Origin of the sequence: Alicyclobacillus fodiniaquatilis (assembly GCF_042678105.1) — a bacterium.
In the GTDB taxonomy this organism is placed as follows: domain Bacteria; phylum Bacillota; class Bacilli; order Alicyclobacillales; family Alicyclobacillaceae; genus Alicyclobacillus; species Alicyclobacillus fodiniaquatilis.
Window position 1 is genome coordinate 52,026 of sequence record NZ_JBHUCX010000029.1, and the last position, 21,856, is coordinate 73,881.

Annotated in this window: 17 protein-coding genes; 1 reads left to right on the forward strand and 16 read right to left on the reverse strand. The window is 50.9% G+C overall.

The genetic code is table 11. The annotated features are described in order from the left end of the window. Positions 1–65: 65 nt before the first annotated feature. From ACFSB2_RS12670 to ACFSB2_RS12740, 15 genes are all read right to left on the reverse strand, one after another. Complete coding sequence (locus ACFSB2_RS12670) at positions 66–1,082, reverse strand: ABC transporter ATP-binding protein (protein ID WP_377943426.1); 1,017 nt, start codon at positions 1,080–1,082, stop codon at positions 66–68. Further along, a complete protein-coding gene (locus ACFSB2_RS12675) occupies positions 1,079–2,104 on the reverse strand; it encodes an ABC transporter ATP-binding protein (RefSeq protein WP_377943427.1) in 1,026 nt (341 codons plus the stop codon). The genes ACFSB2_RS12670 and ACFSB2_RS12675 overlap by 4 nt, the downstream gene beginning before the upstream one ends. Before the next feature lie 6 nt (positions 2,105–2,110). Then, positions 2,111–3,019, reverse strand: coding sequence for an ABC transporter permease (locus tag ACFSB2_RS12680; RefSeq protein ID WP_377943428.1), 909 nt, complete (start codon positions 3,017–3,019; stop codon positions 2,111–2,113). 5 nt (positions 3,020–3,024) lie between these two features. After that, positions 3,025–4,017 (reverse strand): ABC transporter permease, encoded by a 993-nt coding sequence (locus ACFSB2_RS12685; protein WP_377943429.1) that lies wholly within the window; start codon positions 4,015–4,017, stop codon positions 3,025–3,027. A 454-nt stretch (positions 4,018–4,471) separates the two neighbouring features. Further along, a complete protein-coding gene (locus tag ACFSB2_RS12690; RefSeq protein ID WP_377943430.1) occupies positions 4,472–5,185 on the reverse strand; it encodes a 2OG-Fe(II) oxygenase in 714 nt (237 codons plus the stop codon). Positions 5,186–5,372: 187 nt separating this feature from the next. Then, positions 5,373–6,386 carry a Gfo/Idh/MocA family protein gene (locus tag ACFSB2_RS12695; protein WP_377943431.1) on the reverse strand — a complete coding sequence of 338 codons (1,014 nt, stop codon included), beginning with the start codon at positions 6,384–6,386 and terminating at the stop codon, positions 5,373–5,375. Positions 6,387–6,411: 25 nt separating this feature from the next. After that, the gene (locus tag ACFSB2_RS12700) at positions 6,412–6,723 is read right to left on the reverse strand and encodes a cupin domain-containing protein (protein ID WP_377943432.1); all 312 of its coding nucleotides are present in this window, start codon (positions 6,721–6,723) and stop codon (positions 6,412–6,414) included. A gap of 115 nt (positions 6,724–6,838) precedes the next feature. Then, complete coding sequence (locus tag ACFSB2_RS12705; protein WP_377943433.1) at positions 6,839–8,662, reverse strand: alpha-galactosidase; 1,824 nt, start codon at positions 8,660–8,662, stop codon at positions 6,839–6,841. Positions 8,663–8,712: 50 nt separating this feature from the next. Further along, complete coding sequence (locus tag ACFSB2_RS12710) at positions 8,713–9,918, reverse strand: methyltransferase domain-containing protein (RefSeq protein WP_377943434.1); 1,206 nt, start codon at positions 9,916–9,918, stop codon at positions 8,713–8,715. 125 nt (positions 9,919–10,043) lie between these two features. Continuing rightward, the gene (locus ACFSB2_RS12715) at positions 10,044–12,140 is read right to left on the reverse strand and encodes an amylo-alpha-1,6-glucosidase (protein WP_377943435.1); all 2,097 of its coding nucleotides are present in this window, start codon (positions 12,138–12,140) and stop codon (positions 10,044–10,046) included. Positions 12,141–12,167: 27 nt separating this feature from the next. Next, on the reverse strand, positions 12,168–13,061 hold the full coding sequence (locus tag ACFSB2_RS12720) for a carbohydrate ABC transporter permease (RefSeq protein WP_377943436.1): 894 nt from the start codon (positions 13,059–13,061) through the stop codon (positions 12,168–12,170). Between the two features lie 4 nt (positions 13,062–13,065). Continuing rightward, entirely contained in the window at positions 13,066–13,998 is a 933-nt protein-coding gene (locus tag ACFSB2_RS12725) for a carbohydrate ABC transporter permease (protein ID WP_377943437.1), read from the reverse strand. Positions 13,999–14,131: 133 nt separating this feature from the next. After that, positions 14,132–15,454: an ABC transporter substrate-binding protein gene (locus tag ACFSB2_RS12730; RefSeq protein WP_377943438.1), complete on the reverse strand. Its 1,323-nt coding sequence runs from the start codon at positions 15,452–15,454 to the stop codon at positions 14,132–14,134. A gap of 147 nt (positions 15,455–15,601) precedes the next feature. Then, positions 15,602–17,785, reverse strand: coding sequence for an amylo-alpha-1,6-glucosidase (locus tag ACFSB2_RS12735; RefSeq protein WP_377943439.1), 2,184 nt, complete (start codon positions 17,783–17,785; stop codon positions 15,602–15,604). 61 nt (positions 17,786–17,846) lie between these two features. Next, the gene (locus ACFSB2_RS12740; protein WP_377943440.1) at positions 17,847–18,815 is read right to left on the reverse strand and encodes a LacI family DNA-binding transcriptional regulator; all 969 of its coding nucleotides are present in this window, start codon (positions 18,813–18,815) and stop codon (positions 17,847–17,849) included. A 368-nt stretch (positions 18,816–19,183) separates the two neighbouring features. Here ACFSB2_RS12740 and ACFSB2_RS12745 point away from each other — a divergent pair, with 368 nt between their 5' ends. Further along, positions 19,184–19,867, forward strand: a complete 684-nt coding sequence (locus tag ACFSB2_RS12745; protein WP_377943442.1) for a YesL family protein — start codon at positions 19,184–19,186, stop codon at positions 19,865–19,867. A 366-nt stretch (positions 19,868–20,233) separates the two neighbouring features. Here the strand turns inward: ACFSB2_RS12745 and ACFSB2_RS12750 are convergent, their stop codons facing one another. After that, on the reverse strand, positions 20,234–21,832 hold the full coding sequence (locus ACFSB2_RS12750) for a SagB family peptide dehydrogenase (protein ID WP_377943443.1): 1,599 nt from the start codon (positions 21,830–21,832) through the stop codon (positions 20,234–20,236). Positions 21,833–21,856 lie beyond the last annotated feature (24 nt).

The window sequence follows — 21,856 nt, forward strand, 5'->3', positions numbered from 1 at the left end:
CCCCTATTATTCATCTACAGAATGAATGAATGGATATCACCTAAATTCCCCCCAGCTCAATTTGCTTAACTTACATCACGTTCATTTGAAACAGGCGCGACTCGCCTTGGGGTCGGATAAAAACAAGCTGTAAACCGTGAATCGTCAACGACTTTCTCTAGCTGCGGATGTTCCTTGAAGCATTTGTCCTGCGCAAAAGGACAGCGTTGTGCAAAAAGGCAATGCGTATCCACTGGGTCCTCATTTGGTGCTTCAATCGGATCAAATCGCTCGGGCCCAGGGGATTCCAGCCCCTTTAACACAGGCATGGCACTTAAGAGAGATTGTGTATATGGATGCATCGGTTTGCTAATCACTTCATCCGTTTTTCCCTGCTCTACAATTTCTCCTTTGTAAATGACATACAGCTGGCTTTCATCCGCAATGTAGCGAGCCGCTGCAACGTCGTGGGTAATGAAAATCACCGAAATCCCTAGCCGAGAGCGGAGATCATTTAAAAGATTCAAAACTTCCAACCGAAGGGAGACGTCAATCATAGACACCGCCTCGTCAGCAATCAGCACTTTGGGATCCACAGTAAGAGAGCGAGCAATTACGAACCGCTGCCTTTGCCCCCCTGATAAATTGTGTTGATATTTATGAACTGTAGAAACTGGATCTAAACCGACCAAAGCGAGGAGATACTCCATACGTTTTTCAATCCATGCATGGTTTTCCCCGATTGCCTTGGCACGCAGCCGAAGTGGCTCGTACAGCGCTTTGCCCAATGTTCGGGAGGGATTCAAAGCAGCATAAGGATCTTGTTGAATAAGTTGAACTTTGAGGAATTCCGCTTTGCGTTCTTTCTTGTTAAGGGTATCCACATCTCTACCATCGAAATAAACATGACCATCAGTGTGCCGCTGATAACCTGCCAAAATCCGCCCTAAGGTTGTCTTTCCGCACCCTGATTCCCCAATCACAGAAATCGCTGAGCCGTCTTGTATTTTCATGTTGATGCCTCGCAACGCTTTGAACGATGTTTGACTAAGCAAGCCGCCATTCCCGGGAAAAGTCATTTCCAAATTTTTTATTTCAATCATGCCAGACCCTCCTCATTCAAATGACAGAGGTATTGATGACCGTCATCAGTGATTCTCCTTGGTGTCTCACCGTATTCGCAGATATCCAGACGAAATGCGCAACGTTTGGCAAACACACAACCTTCGTTTGGTGTTGAAGAAATCTCTGGCGGCGAGCCCAACAGGGGGACTGCCTTAGAACGGTCACCTGTCAACCTGGGTATCGCTTGAATTAATGCACGAGTATAAGGATGTCTAGGGTTTTGCAGCAATTCTGAAGTATTCCCTTCCTCTACGATTTTCCCGGCATACATGACGTATACTTGGTCGGATAATTCGGCAACCACACCCATGTCATGAGTGATTAAAACAGTGGTTAATTCTCGTTCTTCCTGAATTTCACGCAGCACTTTTAACACAGTAGCTTGAGATAAAATATCAAGTGCAGTGGTAGGTTCATCCAAAATCAAAATTTTTGGCTCGAGAATCAGCGCCAAAATAATACTCACTCGTTGGCGCATCCCACCAGAAAGTTGATGCTGAAATGAGCTCAAGACACGGTCGGGATCCAATGACATCCGTCGCGCCAGGTCACATGCAGAACGAATTAACACCTTTGGATCCTCATAGCCGTGCGATTTAGCGAGATCAATGATGATGGAGCCAACCTTTTTTAATGGATTCAATGAACTCTGTGCTGCCTGAAACACCATGCCCACATGTTTACCTCTTAGTTTTCTAAGTTCTTCCCCTTCTTTTGAAAGAATATCTCCAACGCCCGTGTACTCAATTACACCCTCTGCAACTCTACCTGGATGTGATACGCCATTGAGCATGGCTAGTCCCAGCGTTGTCTTACCCGAACCAGATTCTCCAATCATGGCAGTTATTTTCCCAGAAGGAATGTTCGCACTGACTGAGCGAATCGCTGCAAATTCCCCATTATCAAGCTTGTATTTTACGGTAACATTCTGAATCCTACATGAAACGTCATCACTGATTACAGCCGTAGAACCATTCCCATATCGCGTAGAGAGCGCCATTTAAAATCACACCTTCCTCAACCTTGGATTCAGTAGTTCATCAATTGCATCCAAGACAAACACGATGCCAAATGTCAGCAACATGATACAAATCAGCGGTGAGAACAAGTACAAAAATGAGCTGGCTTCATAAATTGCACCCGCTGATGAAAATGCGATGTTCAACATGACGCCCCAATTCTGAGTCGAAAAGGGAATGATCCCAAGAAAGAAGAGACCTACTTCGCCATAAATACTGCCAGTGATACTTAAAAGTAAGTTCATGGCTATATATGGGGCCACATTGGGGAGTATTTCTCTAAATATGATATGTGGTGTGGAGAAGCCCAGGGCCCTAACCGCCTCAATATACCCTCGCTCGCGTAAGGAAAGGGTCTGTGAGCGTACAGCTCGCGCAATACCTCCCCAACTGGTTGCACCCATCACAAGCCCAATGCCGACGGGAGAGCTAAAACTAACCACGGTCGACAAGACAATCAGCAACGGAAAGGTTGGTACTGTTAAAAACAAGTCAGTAATTCGCATGATAATCCAATCCGTTTTTCCACCTATATAACCTGACGCCAGCCCAAGCACACTACCGAATAGCACTGTAAAAAAGGCCGCGATGATTGCGGATAACAGTACATATCGCGAGCCAAGAATAATCTGTGCTAATACATCTTCCCCTTCAAAATCTGTTCCCAATGGATGCCTCCAACTTGGAGCTGCATAAATGTTCATAGGATTAACGGCAAGGTGATTCGAGTATAAAAGAGGGCCCAGTGCAGCCATAAGGAAAAAGAAGAAAACAATACCCAGCCCTATCAGTCTAGTGGGTTTGCGCTTGAACGTCGTCCATATCAAACGAATCCAGGAAGTCATTACGGACTTTTCCACTCTCGTGCTTTTTCCACTTCCGATCACTAAGCTCATGACAACTACCCCCTCACCCGAGGATCAATAACCGTGTATAGGACATCGGCCACAGCGTTAGCCAAAATCACAGCTACTGTGATTAACAAAAAGCACCCTTCCATCAACGGGTAATCTAACGCCCCTGTTGAAGAAGTGAGTAGGTATCCTAATCCTTGAATGTTGAAAACTGTCTCGATTAAGGCGGATCCACCAAACATGAACCCTAATGTGAGCGCCAGTCCTGTAAAAAGTGGCAAAAAAGCGTTCCTCGCAATGTAGCGCACAATGATCCCCCGTCGCATTCCTCTGAGTTCGGATGCGAGTATAAAATCATCACCAAGTACGGAGATAACACTGGATTTCATTGAAAGCGTCCATCCACCGTACCCTGAAATGACATAAGTGGCGATTGGGAGAAAAAGATGGCGAAGCAACGAGGCTAGAAAAGGGATATTTAAGCCCGGTTTTAACGATGCGTCATAGGGAGAGCCAACTGGGAATAGACGCCAGAATGTGCTAAATAAGAAAATCAAGAGCACACCCAATAAATAATTAGGAATACTATGCAAAAAAGTTGAACCCCACGTTACGGCATCACCCGTTTTAGAAGAACGTTTCACTGCAGCAACAACGCCCATAATCACTCCAAGCACAAAGCTTATGATGATACCAATTGAAACTAGACCAATCGTCCACGGCAATGCATCAGACATGATTTGGGAGACGGAATCACCTGTATATGTGATCGATTGGCCTAAGTTCAAATGAAATAGATCCACCATATAACTGATGTATTGGTGCCATAAGGAGGTTTGCGGTAAAAACCCGTACAGAGCACGCACTTGTATATTGGCCTGATAAGGACTTACTCCTTTAGAAACCAAAGACAGATACTTTGCCTGAACCGGGTTGCCGGGAATGATACGAACTAGAAAAAACGTGAAAGAAGCAACAATTAGAACCATAATGAGCATCCCTGCTAGTCTTTTGCAGATCTTCAGTATCATGCTCCTCATGAATTTCGCCTCCTCGTTCATTGGTGATTTAGGATCGCGATCAACGTCTCGGTAAGCTAAAGATTCAGTAGATAAGATCCCCCCTCATATGTTCTAAGTAAACTTCTGCGTTTCTTTTTATCTTGAAAAAAGTAACCAGAGATAAATAATTGATAATTCTGTTTATAAAATCTATATGAATCACCAATTATTTATGCATAGTTATTGCTCTCATCGCGTCCCCCTCCCCATCCAGTTGTTCTCTTTAATTCACTTTTAGGGTATGGAAATCATCCGTAATCGTCAACAACTTATGTAATATAATATAACGTATATCGGCTTTTTTATTTGGATATGTAATAAAAAATAACATAAAACCATTTGCTAGGCATGCAAACACTTACATGAAGCCACACCTCCGCTACCGGGCAGAGATTGGTAAAAAATACACAAAGCTAGCCTCCAACTGACGGCTTCATTGCGCGTCATGAAAGACAATGCCCAAGCTGTACCGCTTTCCCGATGCAATCGTGCTGACACCATGGCGCAATGTGGTTTGATAATATCCTTTGGTCCCTTGCACAGGGCGATGCTGCGTCGGAAAAATCAACGCATCTCCTTGTTGGAGCGCAATGGCATATCCCCTCGATTGGGCGCGCGGCCGCTGTTCCACCAGCAGAAATTCGCCGCCGGTATAATCTGTGCCACATTGATTCAACAGGATGACGACTTGAAACGGGAAGAAAACTTCACCGTACAAATCTTGGTGCAAACAGTTATAGCCCCCTGTCTCATACTGCAACATCAATGGGGTTGAGCGATTCTGTCCGTGTTGATGGCAACGTTCGAGGAATGCAGGCAATGTCTGTGGGTAGAGCGCATCTCGTCCACGCTGTTGCAACCAGCGATTGGCCGTCTTCGCGAGTTCTGGATAAAACCCCATGCGCAAGTGTTGTACCAGTGTGGGAAGCGGCGCTTGAAAGTATTTGTACTCTCCGCGCCCGAAGCGGTATCTAGCCATATTTATCCTACTGCGAAAGAGAGATTCATTGGCGTACATGTCGATGAGATCGCGGCATTCGTCCATGCCGAGCAACGCCGGAATGGTCACGTGACCACATTCGTCGAGCGTTGATTGAAGTGACTGCCAATCCAGTGAAGCTATCTGCTGCAAGACGGTGTTGGGCATGCGCAATGCCTCCTTTTCGTTCCTGATTAAAAGCAGTTGCATGCGCAGTATATCCCCAATACCATCTGTTATGTAAGCTGATCGCAAGCAGAGAGCAAGAATAGAAAACTGATTGAAACGAAAGCGCATCTAGGCGCTCGCGGCATTGGCAGCCCCGCCATCCGGTCATAGCGCCCATCCAGTGCGCCTATTGCAAATAATCCATGGGACAGCAGGCCTTTCCATCTCGCGATGAATCGCTCGTCGCGTTCAACGCCGCGAGCGTCAATAGATTATCTTCACCAGATGACAGCGGTGCTCGATCATGGAGAATCGCGTCCGCAAACTCCGCCAACACACCCCGGATGCTTTCGTGTTTGGGAATCACGTCGTCCACTTTGGCCGCTTCCTGCACTTCATTGACCAGATAGACGCCATAGCCTGCCCCAAGATCATCGAGATGAATCGAGCCTTTGGTGCATTGAACGCGCCATTGTCCTTCCCACGGCGAAGACAGACCCTGTGTCAACAAACTTCCGATGTAAAAAATCGGCATGCCTCCATCGAGCTCGTAGACGGCGTACACGTGCGGGTCACCGAGATAGCCACTGCCAGGCGTATTCCACGTGCGCCCTCTGACCGTGTGAATATTCTCGTCGAACAGGAAGCGCATCATATCAATATGGTGAATACCCATCTCAAACAACATATAATCCTGCATTTGGCGTTGATATGGCTTTCCCTCATGGGAGTAGAAAAACTTGGCGTCTACAAACATCGGTTCACCGAGCGCCTGCCGACCAATCTCGCGTTTGAGTGTCAACACGCTTTTAACCCAGCGATAATTTTGATCGACCATCAATTTAAGCCCTTTACGCTTTGCGATGGCCACCAGTTCTTTTCCCTGGTCGATCTCGGTCACAAAAGGTTTTTCAACCAATACGTGCAGATTTTCCTCTAGCGCGCACTTACAGATGTCATAATGAAATGGAGAGGCAGCCGTGATGTACACTGCATCGGCGCCCCCTTGGGTAAACGCTGTTTTGTAATCTGTGTAACACTGCGCCGGCTCAACTTGGAGAAGCTGACTCGCTTGGCGCAGTCTGGATTCATCGATATCGACAATCCCGCAAAAGGTAAAGTCCTGCGCCATGAGCACATCACTTTGTGCGACACCCAATCCATGCGCGCCCAGTCCCACCTGTATCAGTTGCAATGGCATAGCTATGCACCTCTTAGCGATGTATTTATCGATGTAAATGACCTATTCTGCCGCCTTCATCCATTTTTCCATAGATGTAGACCGCAACCATCTCCTCTGTGACAACAAGGGAGTGCTCGTCTCCCTGCTTGGTCAGCACGAGATCTCCCGGCCCAATCTCGTACGTGTCGCCCTCCGTCGTGCAAATCCCTTTTCCGGAAACGATGATCCAATATTCGTGACAGTCGTGAAAATGCACTTCCACTTCGTCGCCAACATGCAAGTGGTTCACGCCGTAATGACTCAACTCACTCCAAACTGGATACGTTTGTTGGTCTGTTTGTCTTATGACAGGCATGATGTCCCTCCCTGATTTCCCTCATCTATCCTGAAAATAAAGTCGATACCTGCGCGCGCCATCCGCGATGCTCCGATTGACTGGCATTTTCATGGTTCTGCTGGTGCGGGGTGCATCACGCATGGCAGTCTATTTCCGTGATATGAAGGAGCGCAGACTCCATTTCCCGCAGTTCATCAAACAGCACCCCATCTCGCATCAGTTGTTCTCCCGAACAACGCGCTTCGCGCCCAGCGCAGCCAATCGCATCCCAGGACAAGCCATACATGATTTCCGGCTTCAGATTTTTCATTTTGATGCGCCTGGTCTGTTCCGCTCCCGTGAGCCGAAACACAAAGAGAAGATGCGCTTGAACTGTGCGTAGATCATACTGAAAAGCAGCCCAGCGGGTGCCGACGCCGTCCCGTCTCGGCTGATCTGTCAACCTGTACACATCCGCTTCCCTGACAAACGGGCGGACAAGTTGCTGATAAGTCACCACATGTGCCTTGTACCGTTCTCGTATCCATTGTGGGAGATCCGGCAGGCGTTGGGAAAAGCCTAGCCCGCCTAACATCGCGCTGCGCACATAGAGATCGAGTTCGTAGTCGGTCACGTTTGGATCATCTGGATGAAAGACTTGGTTGGGATTTTCGCCGTACCACTCGCTGTTGGCCCAATGCAGACATGCGTGAGCAGGCAGCATTGTAGTCGCGCCCCAGAAAACCTGGAGGTTGTGGTCCGGCCAATCGGGATCGCTCAGAAATGTGGTATGCGTATGGCGAAGCATGCCGAGATCAATGCGAAGTCCGCCGCTCGCGCAGTTTTCCAGCACCACATCCGGGTGCTTAGCTCGGATTTTATCTAGGACAATGTAATAGCCGACATAGTGTTCATACAGTCCGTCACCCGCGCCGTGCCCGTGATCCACGCGATTACAACCTGCCATGGGATCAAGATTGAAATCGAGTTTCACCCAATCGCAGCGATAATCTGTAATGAGGCGGTCAAGCACGTGAAACGCCCATTCTTGCACAGCGGGATTGCCGAAACATACGTATCCGATGGGGTTCCCGTCTCGCAGAGCGGAAAAATCCGGCTGTTCAATGGCCAAATGGGCCTTTTGCCCCAGCGCCTCTATCTCACACCACAGCCCAAACTTCATTCCCTTTGCGTGCGTGTAGTCGGACAACGCTCGAATGCCGCTGGGAAAGCGAGCTTCATTGACAAGATCCCAGTCACCGCGCACGTCAAACCACGACACCTCGGCATCAGATGGGCCAAACCAACCTGCATCCAGCGTGCAGAGTTCAAAGCCCAGTTCGCTGGCGATATCGACGTTTTGGCGAAACACCGTTTCATCAATGATTTTGTCTTCATACACCCACCAGTGGTTCCACTCCACCGCCAAACTGTCCGTCGCGCCACATGCGGGAATCCAATGCGCGCGGCCCACCCTCGCCAGCAGCACCGAGGTGTCATTCAGATCCCCAGAAGCAGCGTAGGCGACCGCCACATGCGGCGTCTCCATCGCTTCGCCTGGCATCAACGTTTTTTGCAAGAGGGATTCGTCGATCCCGGCCCGCACGCAAAGACCGTTCGCGTGTGGCTCAAAGTGAATTGCCCAGTTGCCCGACCACATGATGGTGCCCGTCATGATTCGTGCATCAGGCCCAATTAACGTAAACCAGGGATGCACGCCCTGTGAAGAACGCCCAGTCTGGTTGCAAAGGTGAACTTCCTCTGTCAGCTTGTGCCGAATTGGCTGAAACTCGTTTCCCCAGGAGCTCGTATAGTAAAGGAGCTCATAGTCACCTTGCGGAAGTTCCAATACCAGAGAGTCAGTACGTGGCACCGCCGCAGATGCTTCCCCATCATTCCGGATGTGAAGCCAGCTCTCTACCACAGCGCCTTCCTCGTAGATTCGCTGACAAGGTTCGATTTTAATGCCTGACTTCATGGTCCTTCCCTCATCTCCCCTGCATGCTCGTACTACTTCCTCGCTAGCGTTCACTTTTCGCCGCGCTGCACTTGCTCATGGTATGTCTTCACCTTAAATCCCTGATTCTGATAATGCGCGGGAAGGGTCACCTCGAAGTCCCGCATCGCGGTCTCGAGATCACCCACAGACAGGACGTTCAACTTGCGGTTGCCCACATTCGTGTATTGATACAGCACCGGAGATGATTCGGTCTGCCAAAGTTCGTATCGCATTTGTGTATCTTCGGGAAAGTCGATTTGGATCCCGGATAAAAACTGCTTGCTTTCGATTCTGTAAAACAGCGCTTCCGCCTCGGCGTCCTCATATTCTGCTCCGGCCATCAACGCTGCCGCACTGCCTGCCCCATACAACCGATACACCCCTTCGAGGATGGCGCAGTCAGAAGGGGTTGTCCTACACACAAACACGGGCATTTCCTGATTTTCGCCCACCTCTTGGAAGGCGATGAACTCCGCTTGCGCCCAGTCCACAAATAAACCGGCTTGCTTGAGTTCATCTGCCCACATCGCTGCTGAAGCGAGCCAAGGAAGGCGCTCGAAGGTGATGAGTTCTGCGGCTTCATCACGGAGTAAATTGCGCATCATGCGCAGGAGATGGAGGTGGCCCGCCTCTACCGATCGTCCCAAAAGTTCTTGTGTCGACCAGTGACGCGGCGGCTCACTTACTTCACCAAGCATTTCGTGGAATGAACGCACGGACAGGATACGGTCAAACGAGCGCGCGTCAAGCAACGTATCTAGTTGCCTGACATCTGACTGAAAGAAGCGCACATTGGTCAACCCCAGCCGATTGGCCAATTCTTCTGCGCAGGCAACAGCCCGAGGCTCAATGTCGACGCCGACCACTTCGGATTCAGGGAAAAGCGATGCGATGAAACACGTCACAATGCCGTTATCGCACCCGACATCCAGTAAGCGACCAGCTTGTGGATGCGGCCTTGCAACGAGCCAATCGAAAAATCGCCGATACAGATCCGCCGAGTATTTGGCGAAATCCAGACTCAACTTCAGATTTTGATTCTTCAAGACGTAGATATCATTCGTCGTTGCGCCTGGATTTCGCTGACTCATGGCTTCCTTCAATGGAGCGATGGCGCGTCGACCATGCTGATATTCGAGGTCGTTCCAAAATTGACGAAAGTTTTTGCTCGGCTTTAACTTCAATTGATTGAGATAATCAATGACAAACTGCTTTCCCGACAAACCCGCAGCCACCGCCAACCCTCCATGTCTACCCTGAAAATAAAATCGATACCTGTGCGTGCGCCATCCGCGATGCCTTGATGGACTGACATTTTCATGATGGTGCAAGGCGCATCATGCATGGCGGCCGTTGATTGTCAGAGCGGTTGGGGAATCCCCTCCGTCTGCTTGAGTTCCACATTGTATCCATTCGACTCCAGCAACTGAAGGCCCTCCCGTTTGTCGATGGCGAAAGACACCACGGTGTTCTCCACAGGCATGTGCTTGACCTCGATCCGATTGACGAAATCCGGCCAAGTTGGCGACAAGCGCACCACCTTGCGCGCCACGTCCACATCGACGCCCAGAATCGCCTGGGCAATGACCAGCGGTGTCCCCGCAGCCCATGCTTGAGGGATACATGCCACAGGATAACGAACAATGGAACCAAGGGAATCATCATGTCCGCAGAACAGTTCTGGGAGACGTTGGTAGTCAAACTGCAGCGATGCCTTCAGCAGCGCTTCGGACAAGCGATTCACAGCTTCTTCTGCGCCTTGTTTTGCCAACCCCATCAAAACAAGCGAGTTGTCGTGTGACCAGACCGATCCGTTGTGATAGCTGATGGGGCTGTAGACAGCTTCCTCGCTGCTGACCGTCCGAACGCCCCAGCCGGAAAACAATCCGTCGCTCATCAGGCAATCGACCAGTGGTTGGACTTTCTCTTCGTCCACAATGCCCGACCACAAGCAATGCCCGGGATCAGAAGTCGTAATCTGAACTTGTTTCTTGTCTTTATCCAACGCAAGCGCGAAATATTCTTTTTCAGGCATCCAAAACACTTCGTTAAAATGCTGTTTGAGCGCTTCTGCTTCGGCGCCTAAGCGCGCGGCCAACTCGTCCTCGCCCAAGCGCGGCAGCAACTCGGCCAAACCCATTTTAGCGTGGTACACGTAGCCCTGCACTTCAACGACAGCCATTGGGCTTTCAGCCAACTGGCCGTCCACGTGAATCATCGAGTCATACGAATCTTTCCACGACTGGACGCTCAGTCCATTGGATCCCTCTACGTGGTACTCAGTAAAACCGTCGCCATCCACATCTGCATACTCGTCCAACCAAGCGATGGCGCGTTTCAAATTCGGCAAGATTTCCTCGATAAAGGCGAGATCGTTCGTGAGACGGAAATACTCGACCGCAAGAATCAGAAATAGCGGTGTACCGTCAATGGAACCGTAATATCGCTGATAAGGCACTTCTTTCATATTCGCCATTTCACCGCGACGCATCTCGTGCAAGATTTTCCCCGGTTGCTCGGCGCGCCAAGCGTTGACCTCGTGTCCCTGCAGGTGCGCAAGGGTGCGCAAGGTGCCTTTTCCGATGGCAGGATTGAACGGCAGCAGTTGCAGTGAAGCGATGATGCTGTCGCGTCCGAATGGAACTGCAAACCACGGAATGCCCGCCACTGGGAACGAGCCGTATCCGAGATCCGTCAACAAGACGCGGAGATCGACAAGGCCTCGCTCAACCATTGCGTTAAACACTTCGTTGTCTGTGGTGACCTGCATACAGTTGTTCAGCCACTCGGCGTGCGCATGTTCAAGTGCGTACAATGCCTCGGAGAAGGAGCGTGTCAAACCAGCTTCGTCGCCGACCATCGCGCGCACCGCGATATCAATGACCAGTGGTTGATCCGGCGTCAATACCCCGGATATCTCAAACTTCCCTGCTTCTGTTTTCGTGGCCGCGTCACAGCGCACCTCAATCCGACGGACAACCCCGTCCAAGCCCTCGTAACCAAGCCGAACAAAGCCATTTTCCCAAACGGGTTCCAAGTCCCGACCACGCGCTGGCCGCACGACGCCACGTGCTTCAAATAGATCCGTGAAGGAGGAGCCGAAGGACAATCCAATGTTGACCGGCAGGGTTTCCCGAGCATAGTTGAACAATGTCACCCGCTCGTAGAAGACCCCTTTTTGCACAATCTGCTCACGTTTGATTTCAAGCGATTCCTGCCGCACCTTGACCGCGCCATCATTCACTTCTTCCTTGTTGGTGAGGTGAATGGTGGAGATATATCCTTTCTCGCAGGAGCTGTGCAAAAGTGATAACGGCTTTTCGTTGAGTGTCATCACGTACGTGTCCAGCACTCTGGTGTCATGTGTATAAAGCCCTTTTTCCGATTCGGGGCTGATGTTCCCCAAAACGTCGGTCAACAAAAACAAATCCTCATCTTTAATCACTAGGTAATCCAACATGTATCCCCCACAGTTATATTGTCATTATCCCTTCACTCCGGTTAACGTGATGCTCTCCACATAGAACCGTTGTCCGAAGAAGAAGAGAATCAGGGACGGTAGCATGATGACGGTGGAAGCCGCCATGAGATAGTTCCACTGCACATTTTGTTCGCTTTTGAAGAAGTTGAGCCCAATCGCAAGTGTGTACTTGTTCGGGTCATCCAGATAAATCAACGGATTGAAAAAGTCGTTCCACGTGCCATTGAACTGCATCACCCCAACCGTGGCGAGCGCTGGAATCGTAAGGGGCAGAATGATGCGAACGAGCGTGCCGAGTGTGCCCAAACCGTCAATCTTGGCCGACTCCTCAAGTTCCACCGGTATCGTCATGAAAAACTGGCGAAGCAAGAAAATGAAAAAGGCGTTGCCAAAAAACTGCGGCACAATCAGCGGCTTAAAGGAGTTGATCCAATGCAGTTCGCGGAACCACTCAAACAGCGGGATGATGGTGACCGAAGAAGGCAACATCATCGTGGCCAATAACACGACAAACAACACATTGCGTCCCGGCGCGCGAAAGCGGGCAAATCCATAGGCGACGACCGTGCAAGACAAGAGGGTGCCAACGATGGTCAGCCCTGTAATGATGCAGGTGTTCACGAACCAACGGCCAAACGGCAGGACAGTGAACGCATGGACGAAGTTGCTAAACAACATCGGATGCGGAATCCACTGAACAGGCCACTGTGAAACTTGCCAATTTGGCTTGAGCGCAGTGGACAACATCCAAAGGAAAGGAAAGATGAACGCGATAGAAAAGATGATCAACAGGGCGTATATGATGACAAGGGAAAAGATGCGCCGAGCGGATCGACCATTCCAAGACGGGGACATGGAAACTGACTTTGACGATCCCTGTGAGTGAATTTGAGCCATGTTCCTATCTCCTCTCCCCTTCGTAATAAACCCAAGCTGACGACGAACGAATGACAATCAAGGAAAACACCATGATGATGATGAACAGCACCCAAGCCAACGCTGACGCGTATCCCATACGGAAGTTATCGAACGCGTTGTTGAACAGAAACAGGTTGAAGAAGAGCGTCGAATTGAGCGGGCCGCCGTTGGTCATAACGTACCCTTGGCTGAAGGTCTGCAGCGCGCCGATGAGTCCCATAATTAGATTGAAGAAAATCGTCGGCGTGATCATCGGGATGGTCACATGACGGAACTTCGCCCATGTTCCGGCGCCGTCGAGCGACGCGGCCTCATAGAGATATTCCGGCACGCCTTTTAGGCCCGCGAGCCAAATGAGCATATTGCCGCCTGCTGTCCACAAACTCATGATGATGAGTGACGGCAAGGCCCAGCGGCTGCTGAAAATCCATTGCGGTCCATGAATGCCGAAATCGCTGAGAATGGAATTCAAGAGTCCGAGATTGGGATTGAAGATATAGACCCAGAGAATCATGACAGCGATGCCCGGCAAGATGGATGGCAGATAAAATATCGTTCGAAACCAGCGCATGCCAACAACCGCGTTGTTGAGCAAAAGCGCGATGGCCAATGAAGCCACGAGCCCCGCAGGCACAGCGATAATAGAATAGACAAAGGTCACCTTGAGCGACTGCCAGAACAGAGGATCGTGCAACATCGTCTTGTAATTGAGCAACCCCACCCAACGCGGTGGGCTTAATAGGTCATCGTTGGTGAAACTCAAGTACAGAGAGCGAACCATTGGCCCCAAGATAAAAGCCAACACACCGACAATCCAAGGACTTATCAGCAGATAGAAGGTCACTGTTTCACGCCTTCTCTGGACTGATTTTTTCGCTTTCGGCTTCTGTTCGAGTGGCAAAGAACTGACTCCCATTTGTTTTACCCTCCTGCTCAACGAAGGTTCAAAGCACCCTGAGGGATGTCGCTCAGGGGCGAACCATTTCCTTCGTGCGCGACAGCCAGGTGATTTCGGTCTGACTGTCGCGCATCGGCAACTGGTTTACAGCTCAATCCTGCGCTTTGGCCTGTTGCAGCGCGCTGTTTGCCGCAGTTGCCGCTGAATTCAAAGTGGATTGGATATCCAGCGACGGGTTGGCCAACATCTTGTCAAGGACGTCTTGGAACTGCGTATTGCCGCTCGCATTCCAATATGGACTGATGAGATCCGGCAGCGGTTTGATATACGGGACGCCATCCAGGAACCCTTTCAAAGTTGGGTCGTTGTCTTGGCCTTGAGTCTTTGCAACAGCTGGCAAAGAGACGAGCGAATAGTTCGTCAACTGCGCTTCACCCTTCGGTCCAGCGAGGTATTCAAGATACTTGAATGCTGCTTGTTGGTTCTTGGACTGTGAGGAAATCCCCCAGCCGGAATAACAAATGGTGTTCGCTTTCCCCTTTGGTCCAGCAGGCAGTGGCGCAACACCATAAGACAGCCCCGGTGTCGTCTTGTAGTTGGCGTTCGGCCAATCCCCCGACACTTCCATGGCGACTTTTTTCGCCTGGAACAAATCCACACCCTGGAATCCATTGACCGTAGAAGCGCTTGGAGCGGCGCCACTATTGTAGATGCTTTGGTATTCAGTCAAACCTGCTGCTGTGCCCTTGCTGTTTAGATAACCCGTGTAGGAGTTCCCGTTCGGGTTGATGATGCTGCCGCCATAGGCAAACACGATGGGCTCCACTTCTCGCGTCGAGTCACCCGGGAGCAAAACACCCCATTGTGTGGTCTTGCCGTTTTTCGTGATGGTGAGCTTTTTGGCGTCGGCAGCCAGTTGCGCCCACGTCCAATTTGCCGTTGGAAGCGGAATGTGCGCCGCCTGGAACATCTTCTTGTTGTAGTAGACAGCGAGATCGCTCCAGTCCTTGGGCATGGTGTAGATTTGGCCATTGACTTTGCCTGTGTCGAGAACGGACTGATAATACGCCTTCAAGTTGACATTGTTCTTGGCCAACAGCGGCGACAAATTGATGATGCTCTTCTTATTCGCATACATCGACACGTCACCGTCGCCAATCTGGAACATATCCGGCGCATCGCCGGCGGCGACTTCTGTTTCTATTTTTTGATCGTAGTTGCTCGGGATGGAGATGATATTGATCTTCACGTTTGGATGCAGCTTCATGTAGGCCTGAGCGATTTTGTGTTGGTCTGTCAAAGAAGTGCCTTGGCCTTCGTATGTTGCGACGTTCAGCGTGATGGTCCCTGTTGAGCCACTTTGCCCACTGCCACTTTGGTTGCCGGATGGGGTTCCGCAGCCATACAACATACCTGCTGACAACACGGTCAACCCTAAAGATGTCCCAGCTAAACGGCGAGCTTTTTTCTTCATTTGAATTTCCCCCTCTAAAGTAATGGCTAGAAAATAAATGATATAATCAGTGCGATTTCTTCGTTTATCCACTTAAGGTTGCATGTATTTCTCCGACATATGCAGGTGCGTCGCTCACCTCCTTGCGGACGCCCCATCCTGACACATTTATCCGAAGCGAACCGTAACCGTTTCTCCGGCGCTAATTTGCAAATCAGACACTGGCGTTTGTAAACCCGCCTGCTGAAGTACGGTGACAGGACGCGCAAATTGGAACGTCCAGTCCAACGTCGTTCGAATCGTCAACTGTTCTTCGTCCCCAACGCGCTCATACTGCAAACAAATGTCGTTTTCCCCGACGCGAAGCCGTTCCAACTTGGCCGTATTCCAGGTCTTCGGCATGCAAACGTCTATCGAGCAACACTGTTTGTGTGCCAGCGGATCGACACCAAACATGTGGCGCACAATCGGAACCATGGCGCCATAGATGGTCCAGGCTTGGACAAAACAGCCGTAATCAGGTGACATCTCTGAAATGGAGCCCGGTACACGCAAATCGCGGGTGGCTGCCAATTGCTCCAACCACTCAACCGCCTCATCCACATGTCCGTAACGACATTCCGCAACTGCTTGAACGGACGTGGAGATGGTCATCATGTGTGTCTGATCAATCCCCGAGAGATACAGACCTGCGGAACCCTTGAATTCTGGCGTCCGCATGCGCGCCAGCAACTGCTCGGCCTGCGCCTTTGGCGCAATGCCCGTTTCAACCGGTGTGCTGATGACCCAATTCTTGAGCAAAAACGGCCGTTCTCCATGCGCGTCCTTGTCTATCAAACTGCGATATTCTTCTGCTGCCCGATGACGGCCCTCTTTGTCCTGACGATCCGCCCATAGATACAGATGCTGATTCATCCCTTGGCTGTCAACGAGCACATCTGCGTATAGGCCTTCGTCGGCCAACCAGAAGCGATTCAATATTTCCTCGCGCAGCTTCTCTGCCCGTTCACGCATCTGTGTGGCAACATCCTCATAACCGAGCAATGTCGACATCTGCGCATACGCCTCAAACGCCTGCTCTGTGTATACCGCGGTGTCAATGAGCTTGGCGTTCAGGTTCTCGACTTCCATGATGCCGTAGCCTACGGCGAGATCGTTCCCATCCGGGGCCATGGATATCGTCCATTCGATGGCCTTCTGCACGGCGGGATACATTTCACGCAGGAATTCGAGATTGCCAGTCCACTTGAACGTCTCCCACACCGTCATGCAGAACTGCGGCGTTTCCTGCGTGTTGCCAGGATTGAACACCACATCGGTCGTGCTGACCTCGTGGATGATCCGACCGTTGCCGTTCTCCCGCGCGGAAACGGAAGCTAACAAGCGCAACGTATCTTCAGCGACCGAAAACGCTCCCGCTGCCAACACGCCCTGCAAGGCGTAACCGTTGTCACAGCCAAACCACCACGGATACTCTGGCAAACCTGCGCCAAGGCCGTTTCCGATGGCGGGCACATCGCGCACAAGCCAATCCGTGTTGAACTTGACCCAGCGGACGGTGTCATTCAAATCCGCGTTAGGCACGGTCACTTTGCTTGTGTTGTCGAGTTCCTCATAGCGCTGTTGCTTGGCTTGCCAAAGTGACTCGTAACGGTTCAATCCGTCTTTAACCCTTTCTGTCGCCCTGTCCGAGTCGGTCAAGGAACCTGCGATGCAGACAGTCACAGTAGCCGTTTGTCCAGCTTCGCAAGTAAGCGGGAGAATGAGCGCGCCAAATGCGCCATTTCCTTTGGTTTCAAACGGGCAGCCCAAACTGCTGGATTCTGTTTGCTGCGCGTCCAAATCCGAACACACTGCAACAGACCACGGATTGGCGCTGTCGTTGAACACCAGGCTGTTTTCCCGCACAGCGACAACGTCCTGTCCGTCTGTCTCCTCGCCCAACCAACCGGGGCGAAGATCCGACTTGACGGCAAAAATCAAGTCTAGTTGCAAAGGCGTTGCCGTCTGATTGACGACCTCAAACGTGATGAATGCCAACTCTTCATTGTCTGGCACGAATTGACGGCGAACCAGTTGAAAACCCGCTTCGTCGTAATGGTGCTCTGTGTAAAACGAATATGTGCGAAACGCCTTGGCCGTTGGCCACCGCGTGCCCGCTTCATCCCGGATGCCGACAAAGAACCCGTCCAACAATTTGATGGGATGATTCCAAACACCAGCCATTTCTCCCGCAATGTGACCACCCTCATCCGGGAACAGCCCATTCTGGGCGCCAATCACATAAACGCGATTGCCAGCCGTCACATAGGGATCCGTCAGTTGATGGTTTTTTTCCTTGTACGTGCCCATTGAACAACCTCCTCTGCCACATATGAAGCTTCATGACGTGATTTGTAATCACGCAAAGTGGTTATGATTCACCTGCTGTATCCGGGGCCTTGGGCCATGTGGACTCGCGAATTACCAGCGTCGGTCGGATGACTTGCTTTGTCGACCGGCGGGATCGCAAGTGTTGAAACATGCCTTGGGCCAGCTGTTCACCAGCTGTGTAAAATGGCTGTTTCACCGATGTCAGTGTCGGCGTGGTGATTTCCCCTAAGTACCCGCCATCATATCCAACCACCGGAATCTGCAAGTTTCTGAGATTCAGATAACGCATGACGCCAATGGCCATACTATCGGACACACACAACACAGCCTCGGGCAGTTGATCCAGCGTCCCCATCGCGGCTTCCCCACCAAGGATATCGAGTGAGCCGAATGCGAACTTTGGGGTCAGCCCGGCTGATATCATGCTGTTGCTGTATCCCTGCATGCGGTGCTTGAGAAACAACAGCTTGACGTCGCTCGTCACCATGACAATGTCCCGATAACCCAGGCCAAGCAGGTGTTCGGTCGCCGTCATCGCCCCCCACGCGTCGTCGATGTCCACCTGGGGAATGCGATGTCGGCTCTCGCCAAAAATCGCGATGGGGATTTTGCCAAGCAGATCCTCCACTCTTGAATCCTGGTCGGCGATATCGGTCAGAATCAGACCATCGACTTTGCCAATGAGTTCATCCAGTGCGCTATTGGGTTCCTTCGCTGGATAAATGAGCAACGAATACCCATGCGCTCGACATGACTCGCTCACGCCTGTGGCAAATTCAAACATGAGTGGGTCATACGTGGTTTTCTGATTCACCACGAGCGTGACAATGCGCGTTTGACCCGTGCGCAGGCTTCTGGCCACGAAATTCGGTTGATAGCCAAGTCGATCCGCCGCTTCCTTCACCCGCTGCAGTGTGGATGGACGCACCATGTCCGGCTTGTTCAACGCGCGGGATGCCGTGATTGGCGATACACCGGCTAATTTTGCAACGTCGTGAATGGTTGTCATACCCTCACCCACCAAACATTAAGAACTTTTAAATTGATACGCTGATAAATACATCGTTGCCTTTGTGCGCTCCATCCGATGACTGATATCTCAAGTTTCTGCTGGTACAGAATGCATCACACATGGCGATCTCATCCGAACTCAAACTCGCCAGACATTTGACATCGTTGTCACCTTAAAGTGATAACGATGTCATTCCTCTTGAAACAAGACTTGAAAACGGATACTGTTGTCTAATATAAAAGACGAATGACAGCGTTGTCAATTAAAAAAAAGACACTTGCGATTCAACCGTGTCTTCGCTACAGTGAGAATTGTTTTTTCGTCCATGTCGGAAGAAACAGCATTGCGAAAGGAAGTTTTGCCCCGTGTTTTCCTTTAACGGCCCGATATATAAGGTGTTGTCGTTTCTGTACCAATGTTTGTTGCTCAACTTGTTGTTCATCGCGTTCTGTATCCCGCTCGTCACCATTCCGCCAGCCACTGCCGCCTTGTTTTCCGTCGCGAGGAAACTCGTCTACAAAGATGAACCCCCTTTGCTGAAAACTTTTTGGTTGTCTTTCAAGGAAAATATTGTGCAAAGCTGGATCACTGCCATCGTCTTTGGTGTCGTAGGCATCATTGCGTGGGCTGATTATCGCTTTTTCCTGATGGTGCATACAGAATTCAGCACGCTAGGCCTGATTGTGATGGGGATTATCACCCTCTTTGCCTTGTCTACGCTCACACACGTCTTCCCGCTGATGGCGCACGTGCGGTTAAAGACCTCGCAGCTGTTTCTGTACGCAGTCAAGCTGAACCTGTTGAAACCTTATCTCACACTTTTGAATCTAGTCGCCCTATGGGTCTGGTTCTCCCTATCCATTCACCACGCGTTGTCGATTTTGATGATCACCCTCTTCTTCAGCATTTCGGCAGTTGTCACGTATTGGGTTGTCGATCAGAAATTTAAGACCATTGTCGCTTTGCAAAATGGCGATGACACACCAGCATCCGACGCTGTGGACGAGGATGCAGACGAAGAAGGAGCCATTAAGGGAGCCCGGATTTAAGCAGTAAAATCTCAATTGGAAGTGCAGCGCACTAGAAGTTGCATTTCAGGCGGGCATGTTTCTTCTTGCTCTTCTGGCACTCTTAGTAACGATCATAGTCGCTTTTCGTTCACATAAATAAAAGTCACCCCTCTTGGTTTAGGCGCCAGATTGGGGTGACTTTTTGTCTTGCCACTAACGTGGCTTTGAATTAAGTCGTCCGATGAATGCATGGCGCTTAGCTTGCTCGTGTTGGCTGCGCAGTCGGCGGTGCGCCAGCGAGCGTAGCAAGTTCGTAGCTTGTTTCCGAATCAATTCGTACTGGCGGAAGAGCTTGCATCACACATTGAAGGCGATAAGGTCATTGTGGATGACATGGCCACACAGTTATCCCCACAAAAGCCCCTCAAACCGAGACGTTTTTCGATAAAACCCCATTGGCACCTGAATCAGACACGTCCTGCCCTGTTGCCCGAAGTCATAGATGTCATCGCAGACGCCCTCGTCGTAACCAAGCAATGGATGTCCCCCCATGCCGAGCGCTGCAGCGGCCAACAGCAGGCGTTGCAACAGCATCCCGACTTCCATCTGCTGAATGCGATAGCCGCGATAGCCAAACCGTGTCCGATAAAAGTCGCGGCAACCTACCACATGCAGACATAGCGGCGCTTGAAATAGATTGACGGTCGGCATCGACATCCCCAACTGCAAATGCATGCGATGATCCCCCGCGCGCAGCAGCCGCAAGCCATGCGCCCGATGATCATAGATGTACGCCCCATCCTCCAGCCCATCGACACCATGCACACAGCCTGCCATGGCCAATCTTGGCGCGCATGTCTCGTTCGCCAAAGCCAAATCATCGCCGTACCCGCACGACGATGTCGCCCCCGCCAGTAAAGCGGATAGCTCCGCAAGCCCCACACCACCCGGAATGAAATCCAGTCCCGGTGAATATCGCTGGCGACAAAGGTCTATAAAATCCCAATCCGACGATTGAACTTCATTCGGCAAGTTCACAATCGGACCAGCAGTGTACCCCGTCTCCTGCTGTGCCTTTGGCATGTAGGTGAAAGCCTGCGTCGAGTGCATCATCGCAGCTTCATTCATCTTGATCAAAAGCGGATAGCCTGTGATTTTCTTCGATTTCACATAGTGCTTGTGCGGCAGTTCCGCCAATTCGCGGCAAAGCACATCCGCAGATTCGATCCCGCTCGTCCCTTGCAAATCCGCCTGCCCTATGAATCCCCCGCTATCCGCTAGGGCCAACGGCACGACCGCGTATACGCTCTCTTCCTCGTCACATAAGCCAAGCAAGTGATTGATGGCCCTATCGAGGAATTGAAAATCGACAAACGCAGCGTACCCGCACTGTTTGGCCACTTCGAGCAGTTGCCCGATGAGCGCGCCAGCGTCGAGTCCTTGCAACCGATAAGCAAAGTTGTTGTATTTATAAAAGTTTTTCCAGAACATCGTCGAGACAAAAAGCGCGCCAAAGCAAGATGTCATGTCACAACGATGGCCAAGTGCGCGCGCCAGATATCGGTCGAAATTCCCCTCTCGCAAGCACACCAAGCGGTGATGCGCGACATCGTAGTGATAGATGCCAGGAGCCAGACCTTCCAACTTTAAGTATGCGTACAGTTCACTCGGATAGAGCGCGCCGCCGGAAGGCACATACCGCCGCAACATCTGCATGACATTTGCCGCTTTTTCTCCCTCACCTAGCGGGAAAAGTGTGTGGCACAGTTGTGTCAAACCATAGCTATACCAGAGAAAACCGCCGATTTCTTCGATCCCGACGCTCGATTCCTGTGACCGGACCGCATGCAGCGATACAGGAACTTCAGCCGACAGCGAAGTGACCGGTAAATCCTGATACAGCTTATAAGGCAGCGGCGCATCCGCCCAGTCCACCACCAAATCCACGGGACGCACTTTATCGGTGTCAAAATGAAGATGATGCAAAAATTCATCCAATTGCATTTCGCTCACTCCAAAGCTCAGGGG

Bases quoted from the DNA above. Each gene is read 5' to 3' on its own strand.
- ACFSB2_RS12670 (WP_377943426.1), bottom strand. From the start codon at position 1,082: ATGATTGAAATAAAAAATTTGGAAATGACTTTTCCCGGGAATGGCGGC.
- ACFSB2_RS12675 (WP_377943427.1), bottom strand. From the start codon at position 2,104: ATGGCGCTCTCTACGCGATATGGGAATGGTTCTACGGCTGTAATCAGT.
- ACFSB2_RS12680 (WP_377943428.1), bottom strand. From the start codon at position 3,019: ATGAGCTTAGTGATCGGAAGTGGAAAAAGCACGAGAGTGGAAAAGTCC.
- ACFSB2_RS12685 (WP_377943429.1), bottom strand. From the start codon at position 4,017: ATGAGGAGCATGATACTGAAGATCTGCAAAAGACTAGCAGGGATGCTC.
- ACFSB2_RS12690 (WP_377943430.1), bottom strand. From the start codon at position 5,185: ATGCCCAACACCGTCTTGCAGCAGATAGCTTCACTGGATTGGCAGTCA.
- ACFSB2_RS12695 (WP_377943431.1), bottom strand. From the start codon at position 6,386: ATGCCATTGCAACTGATACAGGTGGGACTGGGCGCGCATGGATTGGGT.
- ACFSB2_RS12700 (WP_377943432.1), bottom strand. From the start codon at position 6,723: ATGCCTGTCATAAGACAAACAGACCAACAAACGTATCCAGTTTGGAGT.
- ACFSB2_RS12705 (WP_377943433.1), bottom strand. From the start codon at position 8,662: ATGAAGTCAGGCATTAAAATCGAACCTTGTCAGCGAATCTACGAGGAA.
- ACFSB2_RS12720 (WP_377943436.1), bottom strand. From the start codon at position 13,061: ATGGCTCAAATTCACTCACAGGGATCGTCAAAGTCAGTTTCCATGTCC.
- ACFSB2_RS12725 (WP_377943437.1), bottom strand. From the start codon at position 13,998: ATGGGAGTCAGTTCTTTGCCACTCGAACAGAAGCCGAAAGCGAAAAAA.
- ACFSB2_RS12730 (WP_377943438.1), bottom strand. From the start codon at position 15,454: ATGAAGAAAAAAGCTCGCCGTTTAGCTGGGACATCTTTAGGGTTGACC.
- ACFSB2_RS12735 (WP_377943439.1), bottom strand. From the start codon at position 17,785: ATGGGCACGTACAAGGAAAAAAACCATCAACTGACGGATCCCTATGTG.
- ACFSB2_RS12740 (WP_377943440.1), bottom strand. From the start codon at position 18,815: ATGACAACCATTCACGACGTTGCAAAATTAGCCGGTGTATCGCCAATC.
- ACFSB2_RS12750 (WP_377943443.1), bottom strand. From the start codon at position 21,832: ATGCAATTGGATGAATTTTTGCATCATCTTCATTTTGACACCGATAAA.